Origin of the sequence: Rhizobium centroccidentale (assembly GCF_030182565.1) — a bacterium.
Classification (GTDB): domain Bacteria; phylum Pseudomonadota; class Alphaproteobacteria; order Rhizobiales; family Rhizobiaceae; genus Rhizobium.
On record NZ_JAQJCG010000008.1, the window covers coordinates 140,582 to 164,104 of the forward strand.

The window sequence follows — 23,523 nt, forward strand, 5'->3', positions numbered from 1 at the left end:
ACCGAAAGTGCGGCTCTTTTTGGAACGTCATCTGCGCGACGCGCAGAAAATGGGCGCTCTCTTCATTTACCGGAAGCAATCCCGCAAGATCGGGATGCTCCAAGGGCGCAATAACGACGCGCCCCTCTTGGTCTTTCAAGTATTAGCAGCGATTAACGCGTGCGGAACAGACCGCGGTCGACCTGACGCTGACGATACTCAAGGTCAAAACGGTCATGCGAGCCATTCAGGTAAGCCATTTCGCGCTCTTCAACACTCGGAACACGCAGGGCACGGGCGATTTTCTTGATCGGGCTAAACATTGTCTTCTCTCATCTCAGTTTCGTTTCTTCGATGACCAGAAGATAGGCGCGACAAAGGTTAATTACCACCGCTCTAAAATATACACAGCCATGCATAGACTGCATATCTATCCGAAAAGACGCTCGAATTTGGTCATAAAATGATCACAAAATATGCAGCCTGCCTCAGACCGACAGCAATCCGGCAGATCTCACTCGTAGAGGCGTTTTACCGTCGCAATGCAGTCGAGTTCCTTGAGCTGCACCAGAAGCTGGTTGAGCTGACGCAGATCCCAGACTTCGACGTCGAGAGCCATTTCGGTGAAATCGGCCGCAACCCGAACGGTGTTGAGCACGCGGATATTGACGTCCACATCCGCCACGGTCTGCGCCACCTTTGCAAGCGTGCCCGGCTCATTGAGGGCATTGATCAGAATGCGGGCGGCGAAGCGGGACTTGTTGGCTTCGTCCAGATCCCAGCGCACATCGATCCAGCGTTCCGGCTCATCATCGAACCGCTGCAGGACAGGCGACTGGATCGGATATATGGTGATACCCTTGCCCTTCTCCATGATGCCGACGATACGGTCGCCAGGAACGGCGCCGGTCGGCGCGAAATGCACCTCGACATTCGAGGAGATGCCGCGGATCGGCGGCGCATCGAGATCGCCGCCGTCGGAAATCTCGGCCTTGTTCTTGCCCGGGATCTTGAAAATCATGCCCGAGGCGCTGCGGACGTTGAACCAGCCCTCGTCGCCGGCGGGCTTCACGGTCACGCGTTCATCCTGATGATCGGGATAGACGGCGCGCAAAACGTCGAGCGACGACATCTCCCCTCGCCCGACAGCAGCGATCGCATCCTCGACGTCCTTCTGGCCAAGGCGGTGTAGGGCCGGCTTCAGGGCATCGCGCGAGAAGACTTTGCCGGCGCGCTCGAAGGTGCGCTCCAGAATGCGATGGCCGAGGCCGGCATATTGCTTGCGGATGGCAAGGCGGGTCGCGCGGCGAATGGCGGCACGCGCCTTGCCTGTCACGACAATCTCTTCCCACGCGGCCGGCGGCACCTGCACGCCGGAGCGGATGATCTCGACTTCATCGCCGTTGTTCAGCCGCGTCACCAGCGGCATGATGCGGCCGTTGATCTTGGCGCCGACTGTGGTGTCGCCGATATTGGTGTGGACAGCATAGGCAAAGTCGATCGGCGTCGCGCCGCGCGGCAGGGCGATCAGCTTGCCTTTGGGCGTGAAGCAGAAGACCTGATCCTGGAACAGTTCGAGCTTCGTGTGCTCGAGGAATTCTTCCGGGCTGTCGCCTTCGGCCAGCGCTTCGATCGTGTGGCGCAGCCAGGAATAGGCATTGCTTTCCCGCGACAGGAGCTCACCATCCGCACCGTTGCCGTTGCTATTTGTACCATCCTTATAGAGCGTGTGGGCGGCAATACCGAATTCGGCGATCTCATGCATACGCTTCGTGCGGATCTGCAGCTCGATGCGCTGGCTGGAGGGGCCGACGATCGTTGTGTGCAGCGAGCGATAATCATTCTGCTTCGGCGTCGAGATATAGTCCTTGAACCGTCCGGGAACGACGCGCCAACGGGTATGCACGATGCCGAGCGCACGGTAACAGGACGGGATATCGTCGACGAGAAGGCGGAAGCCGTAGACATCGGAAAGCTGCTCGAAGGAGAGCGACTTTGACTGCATCTTGCGAAAGACCGAATAGGGCTTCTTCAGCCGGCCCTTGACCATGGCGTTGGCAAGGCCGTTGGCAACAAGCAGATCACGTAGTTCGGTCTCGATCTTCTTGACTAGGCCCTCGTTGCGCCGCGAAAGCTCTTCCAGGCGCTTGGTGACGGTGTCATGCGCTTCCGGATTGATATGGCGGAAGGAAAGCTCCTCCAGCTCCTCGCGCATGTCCTGCATACCCATGCGGCCGGCAAGTGGCGCATAGATTTCCATCGTCTCTTCGGAGATGCGAGCGCGCTTTTCCGGCGACATGTGATCGAGCGTGCGCATATTGTGCAGGCGGTCGGCAAGCTTCACCAGAAGCACGCGCACGTCGTCGGAAATGGCGAGCAACAGCTTGCGCAGGTTTTCGGCCTGCTTGGCCTTCTTGGTGACGAGATCCAGCTTCTTGATCTTCGTCAGGCCCTCGACCAGACGGCCGATGTCCTCGCCGAACATCTCGTCGATTTCCGCACGCGTCGCCGTCGTATCCTCGATCGTGTCGTGGAGAAGAGCGACCGCGATGGTCGATTCATCGAGGCGCATGTCCGTCAGGATGGCAGCAACTTCCAGAGGATGGGAAATATAGGGGTCGCCGCTGGCACGTTTCTGCTGGCCATGCTTCTGCATCGCATAAACATAGGCTTTGTTGAGGAGAGCTTCGTTGGCATCGGGCTTGTATTTCTGCACGCGCTCGACAAGCTCGTATTGCCGCATCATTCCAAAGCTACTCCAGCAAAAACAAAAGCGCGCCAGTCATATGACCGGCGCACGCATTTCCACATCATATCGCTCCTGCCCGGAGCATCAAGGTCGACGATCAGTAATCGTCGCTTTTTTCGGGCGGAACCAGACCTTCGATACCGGCCAGAAGTTCTTCTTCCGACATCTGATCGAACGTAACGGTTTCCGGCAGATCTTCTTCCTCGTCGCTGGAGGCGGAAGCGCCGGCGGCGAGCAGGCTTGCAGGATCGGGCTCGGGCTCATCCACTTCGACATGCTTCTGCAGCGAATGGATGAGATCTTCCTTGAGATCGTCCGGCGACAGCGTCTCGTCGGCGATTTCGCGCAGAGCAACGACTGGGTTCTTGTCGTTGTCGCGATCGATGGTGATCGACGAGCCCTGCGAAATCAGGCGGGCGCGATGGCTGGCGAGCAGCACGAGCTCGAACCGGTTCTCTACTTTATCAATGCAATCTTCTACTGTGACACGGGCCATTGCCTGTCCTTTGCGGTCGTGATGTCGTCATCATGTCTCGGAGTAGCACGCCGATACAAGCAAACGATGGCAAATTCAAGTTTTTCCTGTTTCAGCGCCTTTGCACCCTCTGGGAAAGTGCTAAAATTCCCCTAGACAAACGGTGTTTTCCACCTGAGGTTGCTTGGAATATCGCATTTCGTGCCCTAAATCTCGATTATATGAATAATTCATAAAGTAATACGAATTATTCTGCAATGCCTTACAAGGCCTTGTTTTAGCTGCTTTTAAATGAAGTGATTACGTTTTTATAACAGTGGATATGTAAGCGATGTTTGACCCACGCGAAAAAATTGCACTCTTTATCGACGGCGCCAATCTTTACGCTGCATCCAAGAGCCTCGGTTTCGATATTGATTACCGTAAGCTCCTGAAAGCATTTCAAAAACGCGGATATCTCCTGCGCGCCTATTATTACACCGCACTTATCGAAGATCAGGAATATTCCTCGATCCGCCCGCTGATCGATTGGCTCGACTATAACGGCTACAAGGTCATCACCAAGCCGGCCAAGGAATTCACCGATTCCATGGGACGCCGGAAGATCAAGGGCAATATGGATATCGAGCTGGCGATCGACGCCATGGAGCAATCCGAAACCGTCGATCATCTGGTGATCTTTTCCGGCGACGGCGATTTCACGACCCTCGTTGAAGCTCTCCAGCGCCGCGGACGCAAAGTGTCCGTCATCTCGACCATGTCGACCCAGCCGCCGATGATCGCCGACGACCTGCGCCGCCAGGCCGATCATTTCATCGATCTCGTATCACTGAAGGCGGAAATCGGCCGCGAGGCTTCGGAGCGCCCACAACGTCCCGCCGAACCGACACCAGCCGCTTCGGATGCCGAAGAATAATTGGGACTGGCTGCATCAGATAGGTGCGTTGTTTACCGAAGACTAGTTGCGCAGCGGAAGCGTTTCGTCTTTGCCGCAGCAGCCGGCTCTTCGCTAGGGAATCCTGAGCCTGCGGAAGGAGCGTTCGTCGCTGCAATCGATTCACGTGCAGCTATAGTTGCCCAGGGATAGCTGTGCATGGCGGAAGCGTTCGCGTTTGCCGCAGCAGCCGGCCCTTCGCTAGGGCTCAGGGCGTTCGTCGCTGCAATCGATTCACTGGATCGATTGCTCGGGCTTTGCCCGATCGCTCCTCACCCTCACCCATTGTCCTTGAGCAGGCGGCTCTTCTGCCTGTTCCAATCGCGTTCCTTCTCGGATTCGCGTTTGTCATGCAGCTTCTTGCCCTTGGCAAGGGCCAGTTCCAGCTTGGCGCGGCCACGGTCGTTGAAATAGATTTTCAACGGTACCAGGGTCATGCCCTCACGATTGATCGCCGAACGCAGGCGGCCGATTTCGCGACTGGAAAGCAATAGCTTACGGCGGCGGCGCGGCTCGTGGTTGAAGCGGTTCGCCTGCAGGTACTCCGGCAGATAGGAGTTAATCAGCCAGATCTCGTCGCCTTCGTCCGAAGCGTAGGATTCGGCGATATTGGCCTTGCCCTCGCGCAGCGATTTGACCTCGGTGCCCATCAGCACGAGCCCTGCCTCATAGGTATCGATGATCTCGTAGTTGAAGCGAGCCTTGCGGTTTTCCGCCACGACCTTGTTCACCACGCGCTGGCTGCCTTTGGGTGCCATGATTCTTCTTCTTTTTTCTTGCGTCATTCCGGCAGCGACTAAGGGCGCGCCAGATTCCTGCACCCTAAATAAGCGAGACCGCCCTCCTTGTGAAGAGAGCGGCCCTGCAGAGTTTCGGCAGCAGGCTTGTGAAGTCTCAGTTCAAGAGGCCGGCGTGGCGCAAGGCCGCATCGATCGCCGCCTCGGTGCTAGGCTCCAGGGTCGACAGCAGCGGCGAGCGCACATTGCGGCTCATGCGGCCAAGGCGGGAGAGACCGTATTTGGCACCGCAGAGGCCAGGCTCGAGAAAGATCGCCTTGTGCAGCGGCATCAATCGATCCTGATATTCGAGAGCCTTGGCATAGTCACCAGCAAGTGTGGCCGCCTGGAATTCCGCGCATAGACGCGGCGCGACGTTGGCCGTGACCGAGATGCAGCCGACACCGCCATGGGCGTTGAAGCCGAGCGCCGTCGCATCCTCACCGGAAAGCTGGCGGAAATCGCGGCCGCAGGTGATGCGCTGCTCGGACACGCGCTCGATCTTGCCGGTCGCATCCTTCACACCGACGATATTGGCGTAGGCCTTGGCAAGCGCGCCCATGGTCTCCGGCGTCATGTCGACGACCGAGCGGCCGGGAATGTTGTAGATGTAGATCGGCAGCTTCACGGCTTCCGCGATTGCGGCGAAATGGGCGTAGAGGCCCTTCTGCGTCGGCTTGTTATAATAGGGCGTCACAACCAGCACCGCATCAGCCCCGACCTTTTCGGCGTGCTGCGCCAGCTCGATCGCCTCACGTGTGTTGTTCGAACCAGCGCCTGCCATCACCGGGATGCGCTTGTTGGCGATCTCGATGCAGAGCTCGACGACGCGCTTGTGTTCATCATGCGAGAGGGTGGGAGATTCACCCGTCGTACCCACGGGCACCAGTCCCTTGCTGCCCTCTTTTATCTGCCAATCGACATGCGAGACGAAGGAAGCCTCGTCCACCTTGCCGGCGTCAGTAAAGGGCGTCACGAGAGCGGGAATGGATCCCTGGAACATGCAAGTCTCCTAGCGGCGCGGCATTCATGCTTCAGCCGCAATCCATGGTTATGAATCCGCGCACCATAAAGCGCCGGCTTGACGGCGACAAGCACGCTTTGAATGGTTAAGGGCAGTTTCCGATATCATAATTGATTGAAATTCGGGCCACCGGTAAGGTTTCGTTAATATTGCATTTGGCAAATGGAAGGGGCCTTTTGTTTTGTGAGTAGCCGGATGAAGAGACCTGTCATGATCTGGACCGCCGTGGGCTTGGCGGTCGCCTGGGGCGCGGTTGCCTCGCAACTTCCCGGCCAGCAGATACCGACGAGCGCCAATGCCTATGTCGCCATGGCGCCGGACCCCATGAGCACGGCCGCGATCCCGCGTAGCGGCGCTATCGCCCCCGTCAGCGGCGACCTGAAAGCAGGCCTCGATGCCCTTTCCAACAAGAACCCGATGGAGGCGCTCGCCATCCGCAACGGCATGGACGAAGGCACGCTCGATCGCCATATCCTGACCTGGGCAATCGCGACTTCGGGCCAACCGGGCATTCCCTCCGGCGAGATTGCCGCCGCCGCCCGCGAGCTTCAGGGCTGGCCGGGCCTCGGCAGCCTGCGCGCCAATTCCGAGCGGGCGCTCTACACAGAAAATCCGGCAACGGATCAAGTCCTTGCCGCCTTCGGCAACTCGCAGCCGGAGACCGTGGAGGGCAGCATCATCCTCTCGCGTGCCCTTATGGCACGCGGCGCGTCGGCGCAGGCCGCAAAGCTGATCCGCAAGATCTGGCGCGATGAGCCATTGGACAAGGCTCTCGAAGACAAGATCCTTGCGGAATTCCCCAGCCTGCTTTCGCCTGCCGATCACAAGGCGCGCATGGATTATCTGCTTTATCGCGACCGGACCGCGCAGGCCAAACGCTTCGGCGACCTCGGCAGGGCGCAATCGCTCTACAAGGCGTGGGCGTCGGTCAATGATCGCTCGCCGAAGGCTGATGCACTGATTGCATCCATCGACGCGCAATGGCGCAGGGACCCCGCCTATCTCTTCATGCGGATCGAAAACCTGCGTCGCCAGAACAAATATGACGATGCCGCCAATCTTCTGGCGCAAATGCCGCGTGACCCGAATGTGCTCGTCAGCCCCGGCGCATGGTGGGCCGAACAGCGCATCGTCAGCCGCGGCCTGGTGGATCAAGGTGAATTCAAGGCCGCCTATCGCGTCGTCGACGCCAGCGTCGCGGAAAGCCCGCAGGATGTCGGCGAGGCCGAATTCCATGCCGGCTGGTACGCTCTGCGCGGGCTGCAGGACGGCACAAACGCGTCAGCCCATTTCCGCAAGATCCTGCAGGTCTCGAACGGACCGATCTCGCAATCGCGCGGCTGGTATTGGCTCGGCCGCGCCGCCGAAGCGGGCGGACCGGGCAAGGCTGCCGATTTCTTCGCGAAGGCCGCCTCCTATCCGAGCACCTTCTACGGTCAGCTTGCCGCCGAGAAACTTGGACGCCGCACCCTCAACGTCACCTATCCCTCGCCCTCGGCCGCGGATCGTCAGCGCTTTCAGGGACGCGAGGCGGTACAGGCGATTTCGCGGCTTGAGGCCGCAGGGCACGGATGGCGCGCCGACGCGCTCTATCGCGCGCTCGCCAAACAGCTGGATAGCCCCGGCGAAGTCGCCATGCTGGCCGCCCGTGCCGAACGTTCCGGCAATCATCAGCTTTCGCTGCAGATCGGCAAGATCGCGTATGGGCGCGGCATCGACGTCGCTGCACTGGCCTTCCCGATCGGCGTCATTCCGGACAACGCCAATATTTCCGGCTCGGGCAAGGCACTCGCCTATGCCATTGCCCGGCAGGAGAGCGCCTTCAATCCGGCCGCAGTCTCCTCTGCCAATGCCCGCGGCCTGCTGCAGTTGCTGCCGAAGACGGCAAAGGCCGTTGCCGGCCGGCACGGCATAACCTATTCCGCCGACAAGCTGACGCAGGATGCCGGCTATAACGCCACGCTCGGCGCCCATTATCTCGGCGAGCAGATCGACACCTTCGGCGGCTCCTACATCCTGACCTTCATCGCTTACAATGCAGGGCCGAACAAGGTGCCGGAATGGATCAGCCGCTATGGCGATCCGCGCGGCAAGTCGCTCGACGATGTGATCGACTGGATCGAGCGCATCCCCTTCCCCGAGACCCGCAACTACGTGCAGCGCGTGATGGAAAACTATCAGGTCTACAAGGCGCGGCTGGGACAGAAGACCGACATCGTACACGATCTGGTCGACGGCCGCGGCTAAGGCCCATCACTATCGCGAAGGCGCCGCCCGGCCTTGCGCGATATGCTTCAGCCAACAACCGTAGTTGTGTAGGCTGCGGAAATGACGTTACATCCCTCGCGACAGCCGAGGTACGAGGGATGGCGCATGCGCAGCGACGACGAAAGCGGTTTTCTTGCCAGAACGATCGCAGCGGAAGATGGCCTGAAGCTCCATGTGCGGGACTATGCCGGCGATGAGACGATCGCGAAGGCCAGAACACCCGTCTTCTGCCTGCCCGGCCTGACGCGCAACTCGCGGGACTTTCATCAACTGGCGCTGCTTTTGTCACAGGACCCGGCAGCCCCGCGCAGGGTGATTACGCTCGACGCCCGCGGACGCGGGGCCTCCGAATGGGGTAAGGACAAATCCCGCTACAATCTCATCGTGGAAGGGCAAGATGTCCTCACGGTCTGCGCTGCGCTCGGGATTCATCAGGCGATCTTCATCGGCACGTCGCGCGGCAGATTGGTTCTGCACATGCTCGCAGCCAGCCGACCGGATATCCTCAAGGCGGTGATTCTTAACGATATCGGTCCAGTCCTTGAGAAGATGGGATTGGCGGATATCCGCGATTATCTCAATCGGGACAAGAAACCCGCCAATTGGGACGAGGCGATCGAGATCCTACGGGAGAATCATGGCGGCGCCTTTGGCGCGCTTGACGAAGAGGATTGGCAGGACATGGCACGGGCAATCTATGCCTTTCGCGACGGCAAGCCGGTTGCCGATTACGATCCTGCCATCGCAGCGCAGATGCAGGCACTCGACATGGAAGCGCCGATTCCAGACCTGTGGCCGCAATTCCAAGCGTTTCAGGATATTCCGCTGATGGTGATTCGTGGCGAGAATTCGAAGCTTCTGACACAGATCACAACGGACGAGATGGCAAGGCGCCATCCGGAGATGGTCATTAAGATCGCGAGAGGGCAAGGACATGCCCCGATTTTACATTTGGGCGATGTCCCGGATACGATCCGGCATTTCATCTCGGAGTTTTGACAACAGGCACCCGCGCACTGTTCGACACCTGCCCAAAGCAAAAGGCCCGGTTGGGAAACCGGGCCTTTCCTCTTCTGATCGGAGGTCTGACCAGAAGATTTGTCAAACTTGTTCGGCGAACCGAATTAGAACACACGCTGGAAGCGAAGGATACCAGCCCAGGTGTCCTTGTTGACGGCGTCGTAGTTGACGTAGGTCACTTCCGGCTCGATCAGCAGGTCCTTGACGGGGTTGAACTTGACGTTCGTCGTCGCGGCGAAAGTCTTCAGGTCGTCGTAGGAAAGCTGCAGGTTCCACTTCAGCTTTTCGTTGATCGGAACGCCAACACCGCCCCAAACAGCCCAGTCACCCCAGCCGAGACCAGCACCGCCGGCACCGGCATACTTGTTGAGCTTGTCGCCATCCGTGTTCCAGCCGCCCATAACGAAAGCGGTGAGAACGCCGAAGTCGGCATCGACGCGAGCCTTGACGGCGCCTTCCTCGACGATGGAGTCGTAGCCGCCGACGACGCGGAACTGCCAGGCACCGGCCTTGTAGCCAACACCGGCAACGACGTCAGGCAGGTAGTGGTTCGTGCTATCTTCGCCGTTTGCACCGGTCGCGCCCGTGCCGGAATTGGAATCTTCCAGCGAGATCACAGCCGTGAAGCCGTTGCCGGCGTCATACTTGTAGGTCAACTGGTTCAGTTCGTCGGTGCCGTTGATGCCGTATTCGATCACGTCGTCGTTGATGACGTCGCCGGCGTAGCCGAGGAAGGTCGAGTAGACCGAATCGGCCTTACCGACGAGGAAACCGCCCAGGCTGATGTTGGCCCAAAGCAGCTTGGTCGTGGTCGCATTGCCGTCATTCCAGTCCCAACGAACAACGGTATTGGTCTTCAGCGGGCCGTATTCGGTGTCGGTGGCAGTGTCGAGAGAGAGTTCAGCGCGGGTATGCCAATAGGTACCGCGGCCACCAGCGTCCTGGCCAGCCTTGTAGGCGTTGTACCAGCCGCCTTCGGTACGGACACGGCCGCCGATCTTGAGGCAGGTTTCGGTGCCCGGGATGAAGAAGTAGCCAGCGCCATATGCATCGCAGATGCGGACGTATTCCAGCGGCTCCGGCTCAGCAGCGACGATCGCGTCAGCAGCATGAGCACCGGATACTGCTGCCAGCGCAGCAGCGGAGCCGAGAAGAAGGCTCTTGATGTTCATAGTAACTCCAGTTCCAATATCGATCAGGTATGACAATTCGCGCCGAGAAAATCGACGCGCCCTACCCCACCTGGTTTTAAAAGTTGACCCCTGATCTGGGAGAACCAAGACACTAAGTCTCGTTTCCGATTTGGAACCTACAGATCGTTTTTTTCAGAGCAATATCAGAGATAAACTATGAACAATTGTGACGGCGGTTTCAAACGAGTGCGTTGCACAAAAATCACGTCGCAAAACTGTCATATTGCCGACACGTCCCAGCTCACAGTTACTTAAGATTACGCTAAAAATACACGCGACCACGGGTCGATCGCGTCGAAAAAGAGTATAGAGCACTCTCAAGACTGCATTCTAATTTGTCGATATTCTCAAATTAAGAAAGCCCGGCCATTGGCCGGGCTTTCCATCACCGTAGTGAGAAATCTAAATGACCGAAGTCAAATCAGATTAGAACGAGCGCTCGAAGCGGAGGATACCAGCCCACTGGTCCTGATTGATGGAGTCCCAGTTGGTGTAGGAGACTTCCGGCTCGATGAGCAGGTTCTTAACCGGGTTCCACTTGACGTTGGTGGTAGCGGCAAAGATCTTGGAGTCGGTGTAAGCGAGCTGGAGGTTCCACTTCAGCTTTTCGTTGACCGGAACGCCAACGCCGCCCCAGACAGCCCAGTCACCCCAGCCGATGTTGGAAGCCGGACCAGCGCCGTTTGCACCGGCGTACTTGTTCAGCTTGTCGCCATCGGTGTTCCAGCCGCCCATCAAGAAGGCCGAGAACGCACCGAAGTCAGCATCGACACGAGCCTTGATAGCACCTTCTTCGACGATCGAGTCGTAACCGCCAACGACCTTGAAGCCCCATGCACCAGACTTGAAGCCGGCACCTGCAACAACGTCAGGCAGGTAGTGGTTCGTGCTGTCTTCGCCGTTTGCACCGGTCGCGCCCGTGCCGGAGTTGCTGTCTTCGAGCGAGATCACAGCCGTGAAGCCGTTGCCGGCATCATAGTTGTAGGTGATCTGGTTCAGTTCGTACGGGCCGTCATAGACCACGTCGTCGTTGATGACGTCGCCGGCATAACCGGTGAAGACGTTAAACTCCGAGTCTTCCTTACCAACGGTGAAACCACCGAGGCTGATGCTGGCGTGCAGCAGGTTGGTCTTGGTGGCGTTGCCGTCGTTCCAGTCCCAACGAATTTCGGTGTTGGTCTTCAGCGGGCCGTATTCGGTATCGGTTGCCGTCTGCAGGCGGAGCTCAGCACGAGTGTGCCACAGCGTGCCCAGGTGGCTGTCAGGATTGTAAGCGTCATACCACTGACCTTCGGTACGAACCTTACCGCCGATCTTGAGGCAGGTTTCCGTGCCCGGGATGAAGAAGTAACCAGCACCGTATGCGTCGCAAATGCGGACGTATTCGAGCGGCTCCGGCTCAGCAGCGACGATAGCGTCAGCCGCGTGAGCACCGGAAACTGCCACGAGCGCGGCAGCGGAGCCGAGAAGAAGGCTCTTGATGTTCATATTGACCTCCAGTCAAAGTTTTATATCGAGAATGAGAACTACCCGAAGGTATTCCCTGTCCCATCCTCGTGTTTCAAGAAGTGGACGATCAATCGCCCTCGCTTCCGAGAGTGAAAATACAAGACGTGCACTGTCACGCAATCGACATTTTCGCGGAACGGGGGATTTGCGTAAGCCTTCCGCAAGCCCTGTTGCCGAAAGGACACAAGTCAGCAACACGGCGGCCGCAATTATTTAGACTTCATTAAGAAACTCCTTAATCTACCGGCACTTACGTGCGCAGTGAAAACGGTCGCCGCTAATTGGAAAAAGGCACTCGAATGGCCTTTCCATGGCTAACCGGCGGATTTTGCTGGTTTTGGTAAGCTCTGTATGACGCTTGCTTCGCCGGCCTACCCGGTATCGACAGCCACTGTTGGGCCCGGCCCGCGTCCCAAAACGACGCAAGGACGCGGGTGATTCCCTGAAATGGCCGATTCGACCGCGACGTGCAGGCATCGAGCAAAGGCCAAACCGCCAGCGACCAGATATCGCTCTACACGTCATTCCTTCGATAGAGGATCATTCCGGCGTGATGGAGCACGCCATCGATGAAATCGCCATCGGCGGTGAAACCTGTATCGTCCCAATAGTCGATATGATCGCCCGTCACCGCGTAGCGCCCCTGATAGGCACGCTCACGGCTTCCCCGCGCTTCGATATATCGGCCGTGTGGCAGGAGTTCATGACGGATATGATTGTCGGCAGTCGTCCACATGCCGACGTAAGCATGTATCGGTTTCTTCATTTCAATTCGATCCTCGGAAAGCGCAGGCGGCGCGAATACGACGCGGGCCGGCCAGGGTGAGAGCAAAGAGACCGCGAATCAATGTGTCGCCCGCGTCGGGCGAACGACGATCTCATTGACATCGACATCATCGGGCTGCTCGACGGCGAAACGCACCGCCCGACCGATGGCATCGGGCGCCAGCGCCACGGCTCGATAGGATTTCATCGCTTCGACTGCTACCGGATCGGTGATCGTATCGGCCAGCTCGCTCTCGACGACGCCCGGATGGATGCAGGTGACCCGGATATCGCGGCATTCCTGGCGCAGCCCATCGGAGATCGCCCGAACGGCATACTTGGTCGCGCAATAGACGGCGGCGGTCGGAGAGACGGCCAAAGCCCCGATCGAAGCGATGTTGATGATGTGGCCGGAGCCGCGCGCCGTCATTTCCGGCAGGACCGCCGCAATGCCATGAAGCACGCCCTTGATGTTGACGTCGACCATTCTGTCCCATTCCTCGACTTTCATCGAAGCCATCAGGGAAAGCGGCATGATGCCGGCATTGTTGACGATCACATCAACGCTTCCCCAAGCCGCGCGTGCCGCCTCTGCAAAGGCGGCAACGTCAGCCCTGTCGGTGACATCGAGCCGGCGGGTCATAACCGTGCCGCCCATTTCCCGAATCTCGGCTGCCAATGCTTCCAATCTGTCGATGCGCCTGGCGCCGAGCATGACCTTTGCGCCGGCGGAAGCGAGTTCGCGGGCGATGCCCGCACCGATGCCGCTGGAGGCACCTGTAATGAGAACGACTTTATCGATAGGCATGCGATCACTCCTTGCTATGTGAACGGTTCTCTCCTGGAACCGGCTATAGGGAGGATACAGAGCCTCATTGTCGTGATAAGCCATCCATTCAGTGACAACTTGGAAAGTAGTAGTTACCAATGTGGCCCGATCTCAATGCTCTCGCCGTCTTCATCCTTGTCGCTCAGGAGCGCAATTTTCGCGCCGCGGCCGATAGGCTCGGCGTCACCCGCTCGGCAGTCAGCCAGACCATCCGGCGATTGGAGGAGAGCCTGGGTATCGCGCTGCTACAGCGCACAACCCGCAGCGTCAGCCTGACGGAGGCCGGCGAACGGCTCTACGCGGAGGTGGAGCCGGCAGTCTCTGACATACGCACCGCGATGGAAAAGACGGACACTTTGCGGACGCGGCCCCGCGGTCAATTACGGCTTGCCGTCTCGTCGATCGCGGAGCGATTTCTCTCCGGCGATTTTCTCGCGGGCTTCGCGGCCGCCAACCCCGAAATCCAACTCGATATTACTGTCACGGACGAGGAATTCGACATCGTCTCGGAAGGCTATGACGCCGGCGTCCGGCTTGGCGAAGTCATCGAGCAGGACATGATTGCCGTACCGGTCGCCGGCAACGAGCGGCAATTGGCCGTCTGTTCCCCGGCCTATCGCGACCGATTCGGCATCCCCAAACATCCGAAGGAACTCTCCATGCATCGATGCATAAGCTGGCGCCCCTCGCCAAAGGCTGTCCCCTATCGGTGGGAGTTCGCGGAAGAAGGCAAGGAATTCCGGGTAGAAGTCGCACCGGAAGTAACGACCAATGACATGAGAGTGATGATCAAGCTGGCTGTCGCCGGAGGGGGAATCACATTCGGGATGGAGGAAAGTTTTCGTGCCTTCATAGAGAGGAATGAGCTAATGCCGATCCTGGAGGAATATTGCCCCTATTTCCCTGGCTTCTACCTCTATTATCCCAATCGACGAAACATGGCTCCGAAGCTGCGGGCGCTCATAGCATACCTGAAGCGCTACGAAGGCTTTGCAGGCCGAAACTCCCAATAATGATTGGCCTTATCCGGTCTGGCAGCGCCAAGATCGTGGACCGTCGTCTGTAGGGTAGGATAATTGGGAAAATGGCGGAGAAGATGGGATTCGAACCCACGATACCATTTCTGGTATACTCCCTTAGCAGGGGAGCGCCTTCGACCACTCGGCCACCTCTCCGGTGCGGCCCTGATAGGGCCATTCATTTATCGACGCAAGCGCTTTTTCGCGCTTGTGTACGTTCTTTCCATGATTCAGCAACAGACGATTGTCGACCGAACCATGCTCCGGCCGGCTCGAAAATTCACATCAAGCCAGCAGCTGCTTCAAATCCGCGGCCGGGTCGGCAAGGATCTCCCTTGACGGGCTGGCGCCGGTTTCCAGCAGCTTCTTGCCGGTCACATAGGCCTTTGCGTCGTTTATCGCGTCGACGGCGATGAAACGGCCCTGCTTGAAATACCAGACGGAGGCCGCGCCCTCGCGAGCACCGGGACGCAGAAGGGTCTCGTCGTAACCCAGATTGAAGCCGGCGATCTGCAGCTTGACGTCATATTGATCCGACCAGAACCACGGCTTTGGATCATAGGCTTTTTCGCCGCCGGCTATGATTCCCGCCGCGGCCTCAGCCTGATCGACGGCATTCTGCACCGATTCGAGCCTGATACGGCCGCCCTCCCAGGGCAACTCCACGCAATCGCCCATGGCGAAGATCGTGGGATCGGAGGTGCGGGCAAACGAATCGACGACGATGCCGTTGCCGACCTCGAGGCCGGCCTCCTTGGCAAGCCTGTCATTGGGAGCGACGCCGATGCCGACCACGACGAAATCGACATCGATGGTAGACCCGTCGGACAATTCGGCAGCGGTGACATGATCGTTGCGACCGATGAGCTGCTTCAGGCCAGTCTTTTCGCGAATGATGACATCGTGCTTTTGATGGATAGCCCTGAAAATATCGGCCGTTTCCTTGGCCGCCACACGCTGCAGTATCCTGTCGCCCATCTCGATGAGTGTGACCTCAAGGCCGCGATGGCGCGCCACTGCGGCCGCTTCGAGCCCGATATAGCCGCCGCCGATGATGAGCACCCGGCGCCCAGGGCGCATTTCGCCGGCAAGAAGATCGGCATCGCGCTTGTCACGGGCGAGATAGACACCTTCGAGCGCGCCGCCGACGGAGGGCGGCAGGCGGCGGGGCGTCGAGCCCGTCGCAAGCGCCAGCGTCTCGTAATCCAGCCTGGAGCCGTCCTGCATGACGATCTGCTTTGCGGCGCGATCGATCTGCTCGACCCAGGTGGACAGGCGGATCTCGACATTATTATCGGCATACCAATGTTCAGGCCGGAACAGCAGACGATCGAAAGTCATCTCGCCCAGCAGATACTTCTTGGTCAGTGGCGGTCGCTGATAGGGAAGGTTCTCTTCGGCACCGACGATGGTGATCGGCCGCGAATCACCCAACCCGCGCAATTTGGCAGTGAGCGCGAAACCCGCCTGCCCGGCCCCGACAATGACCAATCTGCCCGTCACAATCCGTACTCCATTGTTATTATGGCGCTCCTTCCGCGGTGCGCGGAAGGCTGCCTATGGACTTCAGGGGTAACGCCTGCATCCGCAAGCGTCAATCACGGCTGACCCTGCGCCCCGGATCGGGAGAAAATTAGGCCAAACGCTCAGCTTGATATTTCGACCCAACGCCGTTCGTGGAAGGATTGCGCCATGGCGTGCACTGATTTTTCGATGCGCAGGCCGTCTTTGAAAGACACGACTGACCCAGCTTCGCCCGCTATGGCGCGGATCAGTTCGCGGCATTCGATGATCTTCAGATCGTTGAAGCCGAGGCCGTGGCCAGGCGCCGGGATAAAGCGGTCATAGGGTTTGTGCGCCGGTGCGGCCAGCACCTTGCGGAAGCCCTGCTCGCTGTCCCTGCCCTCGGCCTGATAGAGCTCGAATTCGTTCATGCGCTCCTGGTCATAGGAGATCGAGCCTTTAGAGCCGAAGATCTGCAGCGCGATCCGGCCCTTGCGGCCCCAGGCCGAGCGATTGGCCATTAGCACGGCGGAAATGCCGCCGCCGAGGCGCATCAGCACATTGGCAAGATCGTGGTTTTCGACGGCGCGGCTGCCACCATCCTTCAACGGCCGTTCGGCATAGGGCTTCACCATGTCAGTGATCACAGCTTCGACATGGCCGAACAGGAACCAAAGCAGCGAAAGCGGATGCACGGCGAAATCATCGAGGGCGCCATAACCGGAGGCAAGCTCGCTCTTCCAATAGAACAGGCCGTTCGGATCCGCCATGAAATCCTCGTCCATCTCGACGCGGACGTGATTGACCGTACCGATTGCCCCTTCTGCGATCAGCGACTTGATATGCCGCATCACCGGGTTCTGGATATAATTGTAACCGAGGATGGCGACTTTGCCCGAGGCCTTGGCGGCCGCCAGCATGCGTTCGGCATCGCCATAGGACGGCGCCATCGGCTTCTCGCACCAGACATGCTTGCCGGCTTCAAGGGCTGCGATCGCCATTTCCGGGTGGAACTGGTTGGGGGTCGTGACGGAGACGACGTCGACATCCGGGTCTGCGATGAGATCGCGCCAGTCGGCCGTTGCCTGTTCGAAGCCGAATTCGTCGCCGCGCGCCTTTGCCAGATCAGCATTGGCTTCGGCGAGATGCACCAGGCGCGGCCGCGCGACATCACCGAATACTGTTTTGACCGCATTCCAGGCCAGCGCATGACATTTGCCCATATAACCGGTGCCGATCAATCCGACGCCCAACGGCTTCATTTGCCCTTCCTCCTCAAATCCGCTCCCGAAGTTGCGCGATTTTTGGAATATTTAGACCGTTTTGACAAGCGCACTTATGGCATCGGCATCTTTTCCGCCGGCAAGAATTCAAATTTATCTATTTAGAATCATAAGCTTAAAATTATTCGTGCCGAGCGATTCAAAATCCGGTATCGTTAGAAATATGGAACGTTTGTTTCATTACGGGCATTGGGGGAGCTGAAGGACGGTGCATGGACAACAATATCGAGACGCAGACCAAGGTACCACGCGACTTCGAAAGCCTGCGCAGCACCATCATAGAGCGCAAGAATGCCATGCCCAAGCGATTGGCCCAGGTTGCCGCCTTTGCGCTCGGCAATCCCGATGAGATCGCCTTCGGCACGACAGCCAGCATTGCCGCGGCCGCCGAAGTTCAACCCTCCACGCTGGTGCGCCTTGCCCGTCACCTCGGCTATGAGGGCTTTTCCGATCTTCAGAGTATCTTTCGCGAACGGCTGCGCGACCGGACGCTGAGCTATGAGGAGCGGCTGGTAACGCTAGAACGCTCCGGCGTAGAGAACGAAGAAGCCAGCATTCTCTCCGGCTTCCTCTCTGCGGCGAGCCAATCCGTCAGCAAGCTCGCCGCAACCATCGAGACCGACACCTTCGCCAAAGCCGTCGACGTGCTTGCAGCGGCCGAGACGATCTATCTGATCGCCAAGCGCCGCTCCTATCCGCTGACGGCACATATGACCTATGCCTTTTCCAAGCTCAACATACGTCACCAGATCGTCGCCTCGCCGAACGGCATTGACGGCGAGATAACCCGCTTCGCCACGGAGAAGGATGCCGCGATCGCCGCAAGCTTTTCGCCCTATGCAGCCGATAGCCTGGCGCAGGCACAGGATCTCGCCTCGCGCGACGTGCCGGTCATCGCCATTACCGATTCGGCTTTTTCGCCGCTTACCGCTTGCGCGGACTACTGGTTTGAAGTGGCGGAAGCCGATTTTGCCGGTTTCCGCTCGTTGTCGGCATCGATGGCGCTGATCATGGCCTTTCCGGTTGCCATTGCCGAGCGCCGGCGAAAAGCTGCAACAAAAGCCGATAAAACGAAAATGGAATAAACATTCCGAATTGACAAAATCTCGGAACCAATGTTTCACTACAACCAAGATCACGGCCGCGGGAGATGGCCGCTAGATCCATAGCAGCCGGGACGAAACGAGCACCGGCACTTTCAATAACGCATGATCTCGGCGCGGGCTGAAAAGCAGAAGAGGTCATGCCCCGACGGGAGGACATTATGGCACACGACAATCCGGGCGGTCAGCCGGAGACAAAACTCGATGTGATCACTATCGGCCGATCCTCCGTCGACCTTTACGGCCAGCAGATCGGCTCGCGCCTGGAAGACATAGCCTCTTTTGCCAAGTCGGTTGGCGGCTGCCCGGCCAATATCGCCATTGGGACCGCGCGGCTCGGCCTGAAATCCGGCCTCATCACCCGTGTCGGCGACGAGCAGATGGGCCGCTTCATCCGCGAACAGGCGGCACGCGAGGGCGTGGCCGTCGATGGGATCGCGACGGACAAGGAGCGGCTGACAGCACTGGTGCTGTTGGCGGTCGAGGCCGAGGGCGTCTCGCCGATGATCTTCTATCGCTCAGACTGCGCCGACATGGCGCTGAATGAAGACGATATCGACGAGAATTTCATCAAGTCCTCGGGCGCCGTTCTGGTCTCCGGCACGCATTTCTCCAAGCCCAATACCGAGGCGGCACAGCGCAAGGCGATCCGCATCGCCAAGGCGCACGGCCGCAAGGTGATCTTCGACATCGATTACCGGCCGAACCTTTGGGGCCTCGCCGGCCACGCCGAAGGTTTCGAGCGCTATGTGAAGTCGGAACGCGTGTCCTCCAAAATGAAGGAGACGCTGCCGGATTGCGACCTGATCGTCGGCACCGAAGAAGAGATCATGATCGCCTCCGGTGCCGACGACGTGCTCGGCGCGCTCAAGGAAATCCGCCGCCTCTCGTCCGCCGTCATCGTACTGAAGCGCGGCGCCATGGGCTGCATCGTCTACGACGGTCCGATCTCCGACGATCTCGAAGCCGGTATCGTCGGCCAGGGTTTCCCGATCGAGGTCTTCAACGTTCTCGGCGCGGGCGACGCCTTCATGTCCGGCTTCCTGCGCGGTTATCTCCGCGGCGAGCCCTTGAAGACCTGCGCCACCTGGGCGAATGCATGCGGCGCCTTTGCCGTTTCCCGCCTGCTCTGCTCGCCGGAATATCCGACGTGGGCTGAGCTCGATTTCTTCCTGAGGACGGGCAGCAAGCACCGGGCGCTGCGCAAGGATGAGGCGATCAACCACATCCACTGGGCAACGACGCGCCGCAGCGACGAAATCCCGCTGCTGATGGCGCTTGCGATCGACCACCGTTCGCAGCTCGTCAGCGTCTGCGACGAGCTAAGCGTCGGTTACGACAGGATCGTCGCCTTCAAGCGGCTCGCGGTCGAGGCTGCGGCGCGTGTGGCCGACGGCCGCCCTGGCTATGGCATGCTGATCGATGAACGCTTCGGGCGCGACGCCTTCTTCGATGCGGCAACCAAGAATTTCTCCTGGATCGGCCGCCCTGTGGAGTTGCCGGGATCGAAACCGCTGAAATTCGAATTCAGCCAGGATATCGGCTCGCAGCTCGTCGAATGGCCGCTCAATCATTGCATCAAATGCCTATGCTTCTACCATCCGGACGATCCGAAGGAGCTCAAGGCGGAACAGCAAGAGAAGCTGCGGACACTGTTCGAGGCCGCGCGCAAGGTCGGCCGCGAACTGCTGGTGGAAATCATCGCCAGCAAGAACGGTCCTTTGACCGACGACACGATCCCGACGACCATGGAAGAGCTCTACGCGCTCGGCATCAAGCCGGACTGGTGGAAGCTGGAACCACAGGAATCGACGGCTGCCTGGAAAAAAATCGATGCCGTGATCGCCAAAAATGATCCATGGTGCCGCGGTATTGTGCTGCTCGGCCTGGAGGCGCCGGCGGAGGAATTGATCCGCAGTTTCGAGGCGACGCTGGCAGCCCCTTCAGTCAAGGGCTTCGCCGTCGGGCGAACCATCTTCTCCGATGCGGCCCGCGCATGGCTGTCGGGCGGCATGAACGACGAGGAAGCGATTGCCGATATGGCCGGCCGCTTCCGGCAACTGACGCAAGCGTGGCTTAAAACCCGCGGCGTGTAAGTAACAAGCATTTGGGAGGCGCCCGATGGGCAAGACGATCCGATTGACGATGGCACAGGCCGTCACGCATTTCCTCAAGAAGCAGATGACCATCATCGACGGGCAGAAGCAGCCGATTTTCGGCGGCGTCTGGGCAATCTTCGGTCACGGCAATGTCGCCGGTATCGGCGAGGCGCTTTATCAGGTACGCGAGGAGCTGCCCACCTTCCGCGCCCACAATGAGCAGGGCATGGCCCATGCCGCCATCGCCTATGCCAAGGCGAGCTTTCGTCAGCGCTTCATGGCCTGCACGACCTCTATCGGTCCCGGCGCGCTGAACATGGTGACGGCCGCCGGCGTCGCCCACGTCAACCGTATTCCGGTCCTCTTCCTGCCCGGCGACGTCTTTGCCAATCGCGCGCCCGATCCGGTACTGCAGCAGATCGAGGATTTCGGCGACGGTACCGTTTCGGCCAATGACGCCTTCCGCCCGGTCTCCCGCTATTTCGACCGCATCACCCGCCCGGAACAGATCATATCGGCGCTGAAGCGCGCCATGCAGGTGCTGACCGATCCCCTCGATTGCGGCCCGGTGACCCTCTCGCTCTGCCAGGACGTACAGGCCGAAGCCTATGATTATCCCGAAAGCTTTTTCGAAGAGCATGTCTGGACCCAGCGCCGACCGCAGCCGGATGCCGACGAACTCGCCAGCGCCATCTCGCTGATCCGTCGTTCGGAAAAGCCCGTCATTCTCGCCGGCGGCGGCGTGCTCTATTCGCAGGCGACGAAGGAACTCGCCGCTTTCGCCGAAGCCCATGATATTCCCGTCGTTGTCACGCAGGCCGGCAAATCGGCCATCGACGAGACGCATCCCCTCGCACTCGGCTCGGTCGGCGTGACAGGCACTTCGGCCGCCAATGCCATCGCCGAGGATACCGATCTGGTGATCGCCGTCGGCACACGCTGCCAGGACTTCACCACCGGCTCCTGGGCGCTGTTTAAGAACGAGAAGCTGGCCATGATCGGCCTCAATATTGCGGCCTACGATGCGCTGAAACACAACAGTCACCCATTGGTGACAGATGCGCGCGAAGGGCTGAAGGCGCTTTCCGCCGGCCTGACCGGCTGGCGCGCGCCGGCATCGCTTGCTGAAAAGGCGACACGGGAAAAGAAGGTCTGGATGGAAGCCGCCGCCAAGGCGATGGCGACCACGAACGCTGCGCTGCCCTCCGACGCCCAGGTCATCGGAGCGGTAACGCGCACGCTCGGCGGCAAGGACAGCATTCTGGTCTGCGCAGCTGGCGGCCTGCCCGGCGAATTGCACAAGCTCTGGCCGGCGACCGCACCTGGCAGCTACCACATGGAATATGGCTTCTCCTGCATGGGTTACGAGATCGCCGGCGGCCTTGGCGTCAAGATGGCGCGGCCGGAGAAGGATGTCGTCGTCATGGTCGGCGACGGCTCCTACATGATGCTGAACTCGGAACTGGCGACATCAGTCATGCTCGGCCTGAAGATCACGGTCGTTCTCCTCGACAACCGCGGCTATGGCTGCATCAACCGCCTGCAGATGGCGACCGGCGGCGCGAACTTCAACAATCTCTTGAAGGATGCCCGCTACGAAGTGATGCCGGAAATCGATTTCCGAGCGCATGCAGCCAGCATGGGCGCGATAGCCGTGAAGGTCTCATCTATCACCGAGCTCGAACAGGCCGTCGAAGCCTCGAAGAAGAACGACCGCAGCTCGGTCATCGTCATCGACACCGACCCGCTGATCACCACGGATGAAGGCGGCCACTGGTGGGATGTCGCCGTTCCCGAAGTCAGCCCTCGCGCCGAGGTCAACAAGGCCCGCGCGGCTTACGAACAAGCCCGCGCCGCCCAGCGCATCGGCTGATCCATTTCCGTCCTGTTTCTGGAGGAGCTTTCGGCTCCTCCGACAGCTTTTTCAAGGAGACCATTGATGAAGGCCAAACTCGGCATGTCGCCCATCGCCTGGTGGAACGACGATCTTCCTGAGCTCAGCGACGACGTATCTCTGGAAGAATGCCTGCGCCAGTCGCGCGGCGCGGGCTTCACCGGCATGGAACAGGGCCGGCGCTTCCCTAGCAACCCTGATGAGATGCTGCCGATCCTGCGTGCCGCCGACGTGACGCTTTGCGGCGGCTGGTTCTCCGGCACCCTCGTCAACGAGGAGCTTGCCGCCAACAAGGATCGCATCGCGCCGATGATCGAACTGTTCAAGGCGGTCAACGCGCCTTGCATCGTCTATGGCGAAGTCGGCCGCTCCATCCAGGGCGACCGCTCCAAGCCGCTCGCCACCAAGCCGCGCCTTTCGGATGACGAGATGAAGGCCTACGCCCGCCGCGTCACCGAGTTCGGCGAATGGTGTGCCGACCAAGGCATGCCGCTCTCGTATCACCATCATATGGCAGCCGCGGTCGAAACCGAGCCGGAACTCGATGCCTTCATGCGCAATTCCGGCGTGGGCATTCCGCTGCTGCTCGATGCCGGCCATCTCGCCTTTGCCGGCGGCGACGTGCTGCGCGCCATCGACAATCACCACGCCCGCATCAACCACGTTCACGTCAAGGATATCCGCAAGTCGGTCGTCGATGGGCTGGATCGCAGCCGACAGTCCTTCCTCGATGCCGTCGCGCTCGGCGCATTCACGGTGCCGGGCGATGGCTCGCTGGATTTCGGAGCGATCGTCCAGCGCTTCGCTGATTATGGCTATGAAGGCTGGTTCGTGGTCGAGGCCGAACAGGACCCGCGCAAGGCGCCGCCGCAGAAGATGGCGGAGATCGGCCATGCCGAGCTAATGCGCGTCATGACGGCAGCAGGCTACACCGTGGAAACCGAAGGCTTTCCCAAGGGATAACTAGAGCGCTTCCGCTTTTCTTCGAATCGCGAAAACGCTCTAGCTCTTTATTTTCTCGCAATTCCGGACGGAAAACCGCTGCGCACTTTTCCTGGAATTGCTCGAGAGACGAGCGCCCCTCGCCCACATCGAAGACAG

19 protein-coding genes and 1 tRNA gene are annotated in these 23,523 nt (G+C 59.5%); 8 read left to right on the forward strand and 12 right to left on the reverse strand.

Annotation, left to right across the window (positions count from 1 at the left end; genetic code table 11):
- Positions 1–152: 152 nt before the first annotated feature.
- The 3 genes from PH562_RS13170 to rpoZ form a co-directional block, all read right to left on the reverse strand.
- A complete protein-coding gene (locus PH562_RS13170) occupies positions 153–302 on the reverse strand; it encodes a DUF3563 family protein (RefSeq protein ID WP_015339295.1) in 150 nt (49 codons plus the stop codon).
- Positions 303–493: 191 nt separating this feature from the next.
- The gene (locus PH562_RS13175) at positions 494–2,725 is read right to left on the reverse strand and encodes a RelA/SpoT family protein (protein WP_113229504.1); all 2,232 of its coding nucleotides are present in this window, start codon (positions 2,723–2,725) and stop codon (positions 494–496) included.
- Positions 2,726–2,825: 100 nt separating this feature from the next.
- Positions 2,826–3,224 carry a DNA-directed RNA polymerase subunit omega gene (gene rpoZ / locus PH562_RS13180; protein WP_069616142.1) on the reverse strand — a complete coding sequence of 133 codons (399 nt, stop codon included), beginning with the start codon at positions 3,222–3,224 and terminating at the stop codon, positions 2,826–2,828.
- Positions 3,225–3,534: 310 nt separating this feature from the next.
- Here rpoZ and PH562_RS13185 point away from each other — a divergent pair, with 310 nt between their 5' ends.
- Positions 3,535–4,119 (forward strand): LabA-like NYN domain-containing protein, encoded by a 585-nt coding sequence (locus PH562_RS13185; RefSeq protein WP_285173568.1) that lies wholly within the window; start codon positions 3,535–3,537, stop codon positions 4,117–4,119.
- Positions 4,120–4,415: 296 nt separating this feature from the next.
- Here PH562_RS13185 and smpB read toward each other — a convergent pair whose 3' ends face one another.
- On the reverse strand, positions 4,416–4,895 hold the full coding sequence (gene smpB / locus PH562_RS13190) for an SsrA-binding protein SmpB (RefSeq protein WP_015339291.1): 480 nt from the start codon (positions 4,893–4,895) through the stop codon (positions 4,416–4,418).
- A gap of 136 nt (positions 4,896–5,031) precedes the next feature.
- Entirely contained in the window at positions 5,032–5,916 is an 885-nt protein-coding gene (dapA, locus tag PH562_RS13195) for a 4-hydroxy-tetrahydrodipicolinate synthase (protein ID WP_285173569.1), read from the reverse strand.
- Between the two features lie 216 nt (positions 5,917–6,132).
- On the opposite strand from dapA, the gene PH562_RS13200 reads away from it, so the two are divergent.
- A complete protein-coding gene (locus PH562_RS13200; RefSeq protein WP_285173570.1) occupies positions 6,133–8,184 on the forward strand; it encodes a lytic transglycosylase domain-containing protein in 2,052 nt (683 codons plus the stop codon).
- Positions 8,185–8,310: 126 nt separating this feature from the next.
- A complete protein-coding gene (locus PH562_RS13205) occupies positions 8,311–9,204 on the forward strand; it encodes an alpha/beta fold hydrolase (RefSeq protein ID WP_285173571.1) in 894 nt (297 codons plus the stop codon).
- A 125-nt stretch (positions 9,205–9,329) separates the two neighbouring features.
- Here the strand turns inward: PH562_RS13205 and PH562_RS13210 are convergent, their stop codons facing one another.
- The 4 genes from PH562_RS13210 to PH562_RS13225 form a co-directional block, all read right to left on the reverse strand.
- The gene (locus PH562_RS13210; RefSeq protein ID WP_113229499.1) at positions 9,330–10,397 is read right to left on the reverse strand and encodes a porin; all 1,068 of its coding nucleotides are present in this window, start codon (positions 10,395–10,397) and stop codon (positions 9,330–9,332) included.
- Positions 10,398–10,844: 447 nt separating this feature from the next.
- The gene (locus tag PH562_RS13215; protein WP_113229498.1) at positions 10,845–11,906 is read right to left on the reverse strand and encodes a porin; all 1,062 of its coding nucleotides are present in this window, start codon (positions 11,904–11,906) and stop codon (positions 10,845–10,847) included.
- 535 nt (positions 11,907–12,441) lie between these two features.
- Positions 12,442–12,699 carry an Atu4866 domain-containing protein gene (locus PH562_RS13220; protein WP_285173645.1) on the reverse strand — a complete coding sequence of 86 codons (258 nt, stop codon included), beginning with the start codon at positions 12,697–12,699 and terminating at the stop codon, positions 12,442–12,444.
- Positions 12,700–12,771: 72 nt separating this feature from the next.
- Positions 12,772–13,500: an SDR family oxidoreductase gene (locus PH562_RS13225; RefSeq protein ID WP_285173572.1), complete on the reverse strand. Its 729-nt coding sequence runs from the start codon at positions 13,498–13,500 to the stop codon at positions 12,772–12,774.
- Positions 13,501–13,619: 119 nt separating this feature from the next.
- On the opposite strand from PH562_RS13225, the gene PH562_RS13230 reads away from it, so the two are divergent.
- Positions 13,620–14,534 (forward strand): LysR family transcriptional regulator, encoded by a 915-nt coding sequence (locus tag PH562_RS13230; RefSeq protein WP_285173573.1) that lies wholly within the window; start codon positions 13,620–13,622, stop codon positions 14,532–14,534.
- 72 nt (positions 14,535–14,606) lie between these two features.
- Here PH562_RS13230 and PH562_RS13235 read toward each other — a convergent pair.
- From PH562_RS13235 to PH562_RS13245, 3 genes are all read right to left on the reverse strand, one after another.
- Positions 14,607–14,696, reverse strand: a tRNA-Ser gene (locus tag PH562_RS13235).
- Positions 14,697–14,825: 129 nt separating this feature from the next.
- Positions 14,826–16,043: an NAD(P)/FAD-dependent oxidoreductase gene (locus tag PH562_RS13240; RefSeq protein WP_285173574.1), complete on the reverse strand. Its 1,218-nt coding sequence runs from the start codon at positions 16,041–16,043 to the stop codon at positions 14,826–14,828.
- A gap of 143 nt (positions 16,044–16,186) precedes the next feature.
- The gene (locus PH562_RS13245; RefSeq protein WP_285173575.1) at positions 16,187–17,305 is read right to left on the reverse strand and encodes a Gfo/Idh/MocA family protein; all 1,119 of its coding nucleotides are present in this window, start codon (positions 17,303–17,305) and stop codon (positions 16,187–16,189) included.
- 233 nt (positions 17,306–17,538) lie between these two features.
- On the opposite strand from PH562_RS13245, the gene PH562_RS13250 reads away from it, so the two are divergent.
- The 4 genes from PH562_RS13250 to iolE all read left to right on the forward strand — a co-directional run bounded on the left by PH562_RS13250 (position 17,539) and on the right by iolE (position 23,385).
- Positions 17,539–18,411, forward strand: a complete 873-nt coding sequence (locus PH562_RS13250; RefSeq protein WP_285173576.1) for a MurR/RpiR family transcriptional regulator — start codon at positions 17,539–17,541, stop codon at positions 18,409–18,411.
- Between the two features lie 179 nt (positions 18,412–18,590).
- Positions 18,591–20,525, forward strand: coding sequence for a bifunctional 5-dehydro-2-deoxygluconokinase/5-dehydro-2-deoxyphosphogluconate aldolase (locus PH562_RS13255; RefSeq protein ID WP_285173577.1), 1,935 nt, complete (start codon positions 18,591–18,593; stop codon positions 20,523–20,525).
- 25 nt (positions 20,526–20,550) lie between these two features.
- Positions 20,551–22,401 carry a 3D-(3,5/4)-trihydroxycyclohexane-1,2-dione acylhydrolase (decyclizing) gene (gene iolD / locus PH562_RS13260; RefSeq protein ID WP_285173578.1) on the forward strand — a complete coding sequence of 617 codons (1,851 nt, stop codon included), beginning with the start codon at positions 20,551–20,553 and terminating at the stop codon, positions 22,399–22,401.
- Between the two features lie 66 nt (positions 22,402–22,467).
- Positions 22,468–23,385, forward strand: coding sequence for a myo-inosose-2 dehydratase (iolE, locus tag PH562_RS13265; RefSeq protein WP_285173579.1), 918 nt, complete (start codon positions 22,468–22,470; stop codon positions 23,383–23,385).
- Positions 23,386–23,523: the final 138 nt, after the last annotated feature.

Bases quoted from the DNA above. Each gene is read 5' to 3' on its own strand.
- PH562_RS13255 (WP_285173577.1), top strand. From the start codon at position 18,591: ATGGCACACGACAATCCGGGCGGTCAGCCGGAGACAAAACTCGATGTG.
- PH562_RS13210 (WP_113229499.1), bottom strand. From the start codon at position 10,397: ATGAACATCAAGAGCCTTCTTCTCGGCTCCGCTGCTGCGCTGGCAGCA.
- iolE (WP_285173579.1), top strand. From the start codon at position 22,468: ATGAAGGCCAAACTCGGCATGTCGCCCATCGCCTGGTGGAACGACGAT.
- PH562_RS13215 (WP_113229498.1), bottom strand. From the start codon at position 11,906: ATGAACATCAAGAGCCTTCTTCTCGGCTCCGCTGCCGCGCTCGTGGCA.
- PH562_RS13185 (WP_285173568.1), top strand. From the start codon at position 3,535: ATGTTTGACCCACGCGAAAAAATTGCACTCTTTATCGACGGCGCCAAT.
- PH562_RS13170 (WP_015339295.1), bottom strand. From the start codon at position 302: ATGTTTAGCCCGATCAAGAAAATCGCCCGTGCCCTGCGTGTTCCGAGT.
- dapA (WP_285173569.1), bottom strand. From the start codon at position 5,916: ATGTTCCAGGGATCCATTCCCGCTCTCGTGACGCCCTTTACTGACGCC.
- iolD (WP_285173578.1), top strand. From the start codon at position 20,551: ATGGGCAAGACGATCCGATTGACGATGGCACAGGCCGTCACGCATTTC.
- PH562_RS13230 (WP_285173573.1), top strand. From the start codon at position 13,620: ATGTGGCCCGATCTCAATGCTCTCGCCGTCTTCATCCTTGTCGCTCAG.
- PH562_RS13205 (WP_285173571.1), top strand. From the start codon at position 8,311: ATGCGCAGCGACGACGAAAGCGGTTTTCTTGCCAGAACGATCGCAGCG.
- rpoZ (WP_069616142.1), bottom strand. From the start codon at position 3,224: ATGGCCCGTGTCACAGTAGAAGATTGCATTGATAAAGTAGAGAACCGG.
- PH562_RS13245 (WP_285173575.1), bottom strand. From the start codon at position 17,305: ATGAAGCCGTTGGGCGTCGGATTGATCGGCACCGGTTATATGGGCAAA.
- PH562_RS13225 (WP_285173572.1), bottom strand. From the start codon at position 13,500: ATGCCTATCGATAAAGTCGTTCTCATTACAGGTGCCTCCAGCGGCATC.
- PH562_RS13250 (WP_285173576.1), top strand. From the start codon at position 17,539: ATGGACAACAATATCGAGACGCAGACCAAGGTACCACGCGACTTCGAA.
- smpB (WP_015339291.1), bottom strand. From the start codon at position 4,895: ATGGCACCCAAAGGCAGCCAGCGCGTGGTGAACAAGGTCGTGGCGGAA.
- PH562_RS13175 (WP_113229504.1), bottom strand. From the start codon at position 2,725: ATGATGCGGCAATACGAGCTTGTCGAGCGCGTGCAGAAATACAAGCCC.
- PH562_RS13200 (WP_285173570.1), top strand. From the start codon at position 6,133: ATGAAGAGACCTGTCATGATCTGGACCGCCGTGGGCTTGGCGGTCGCC.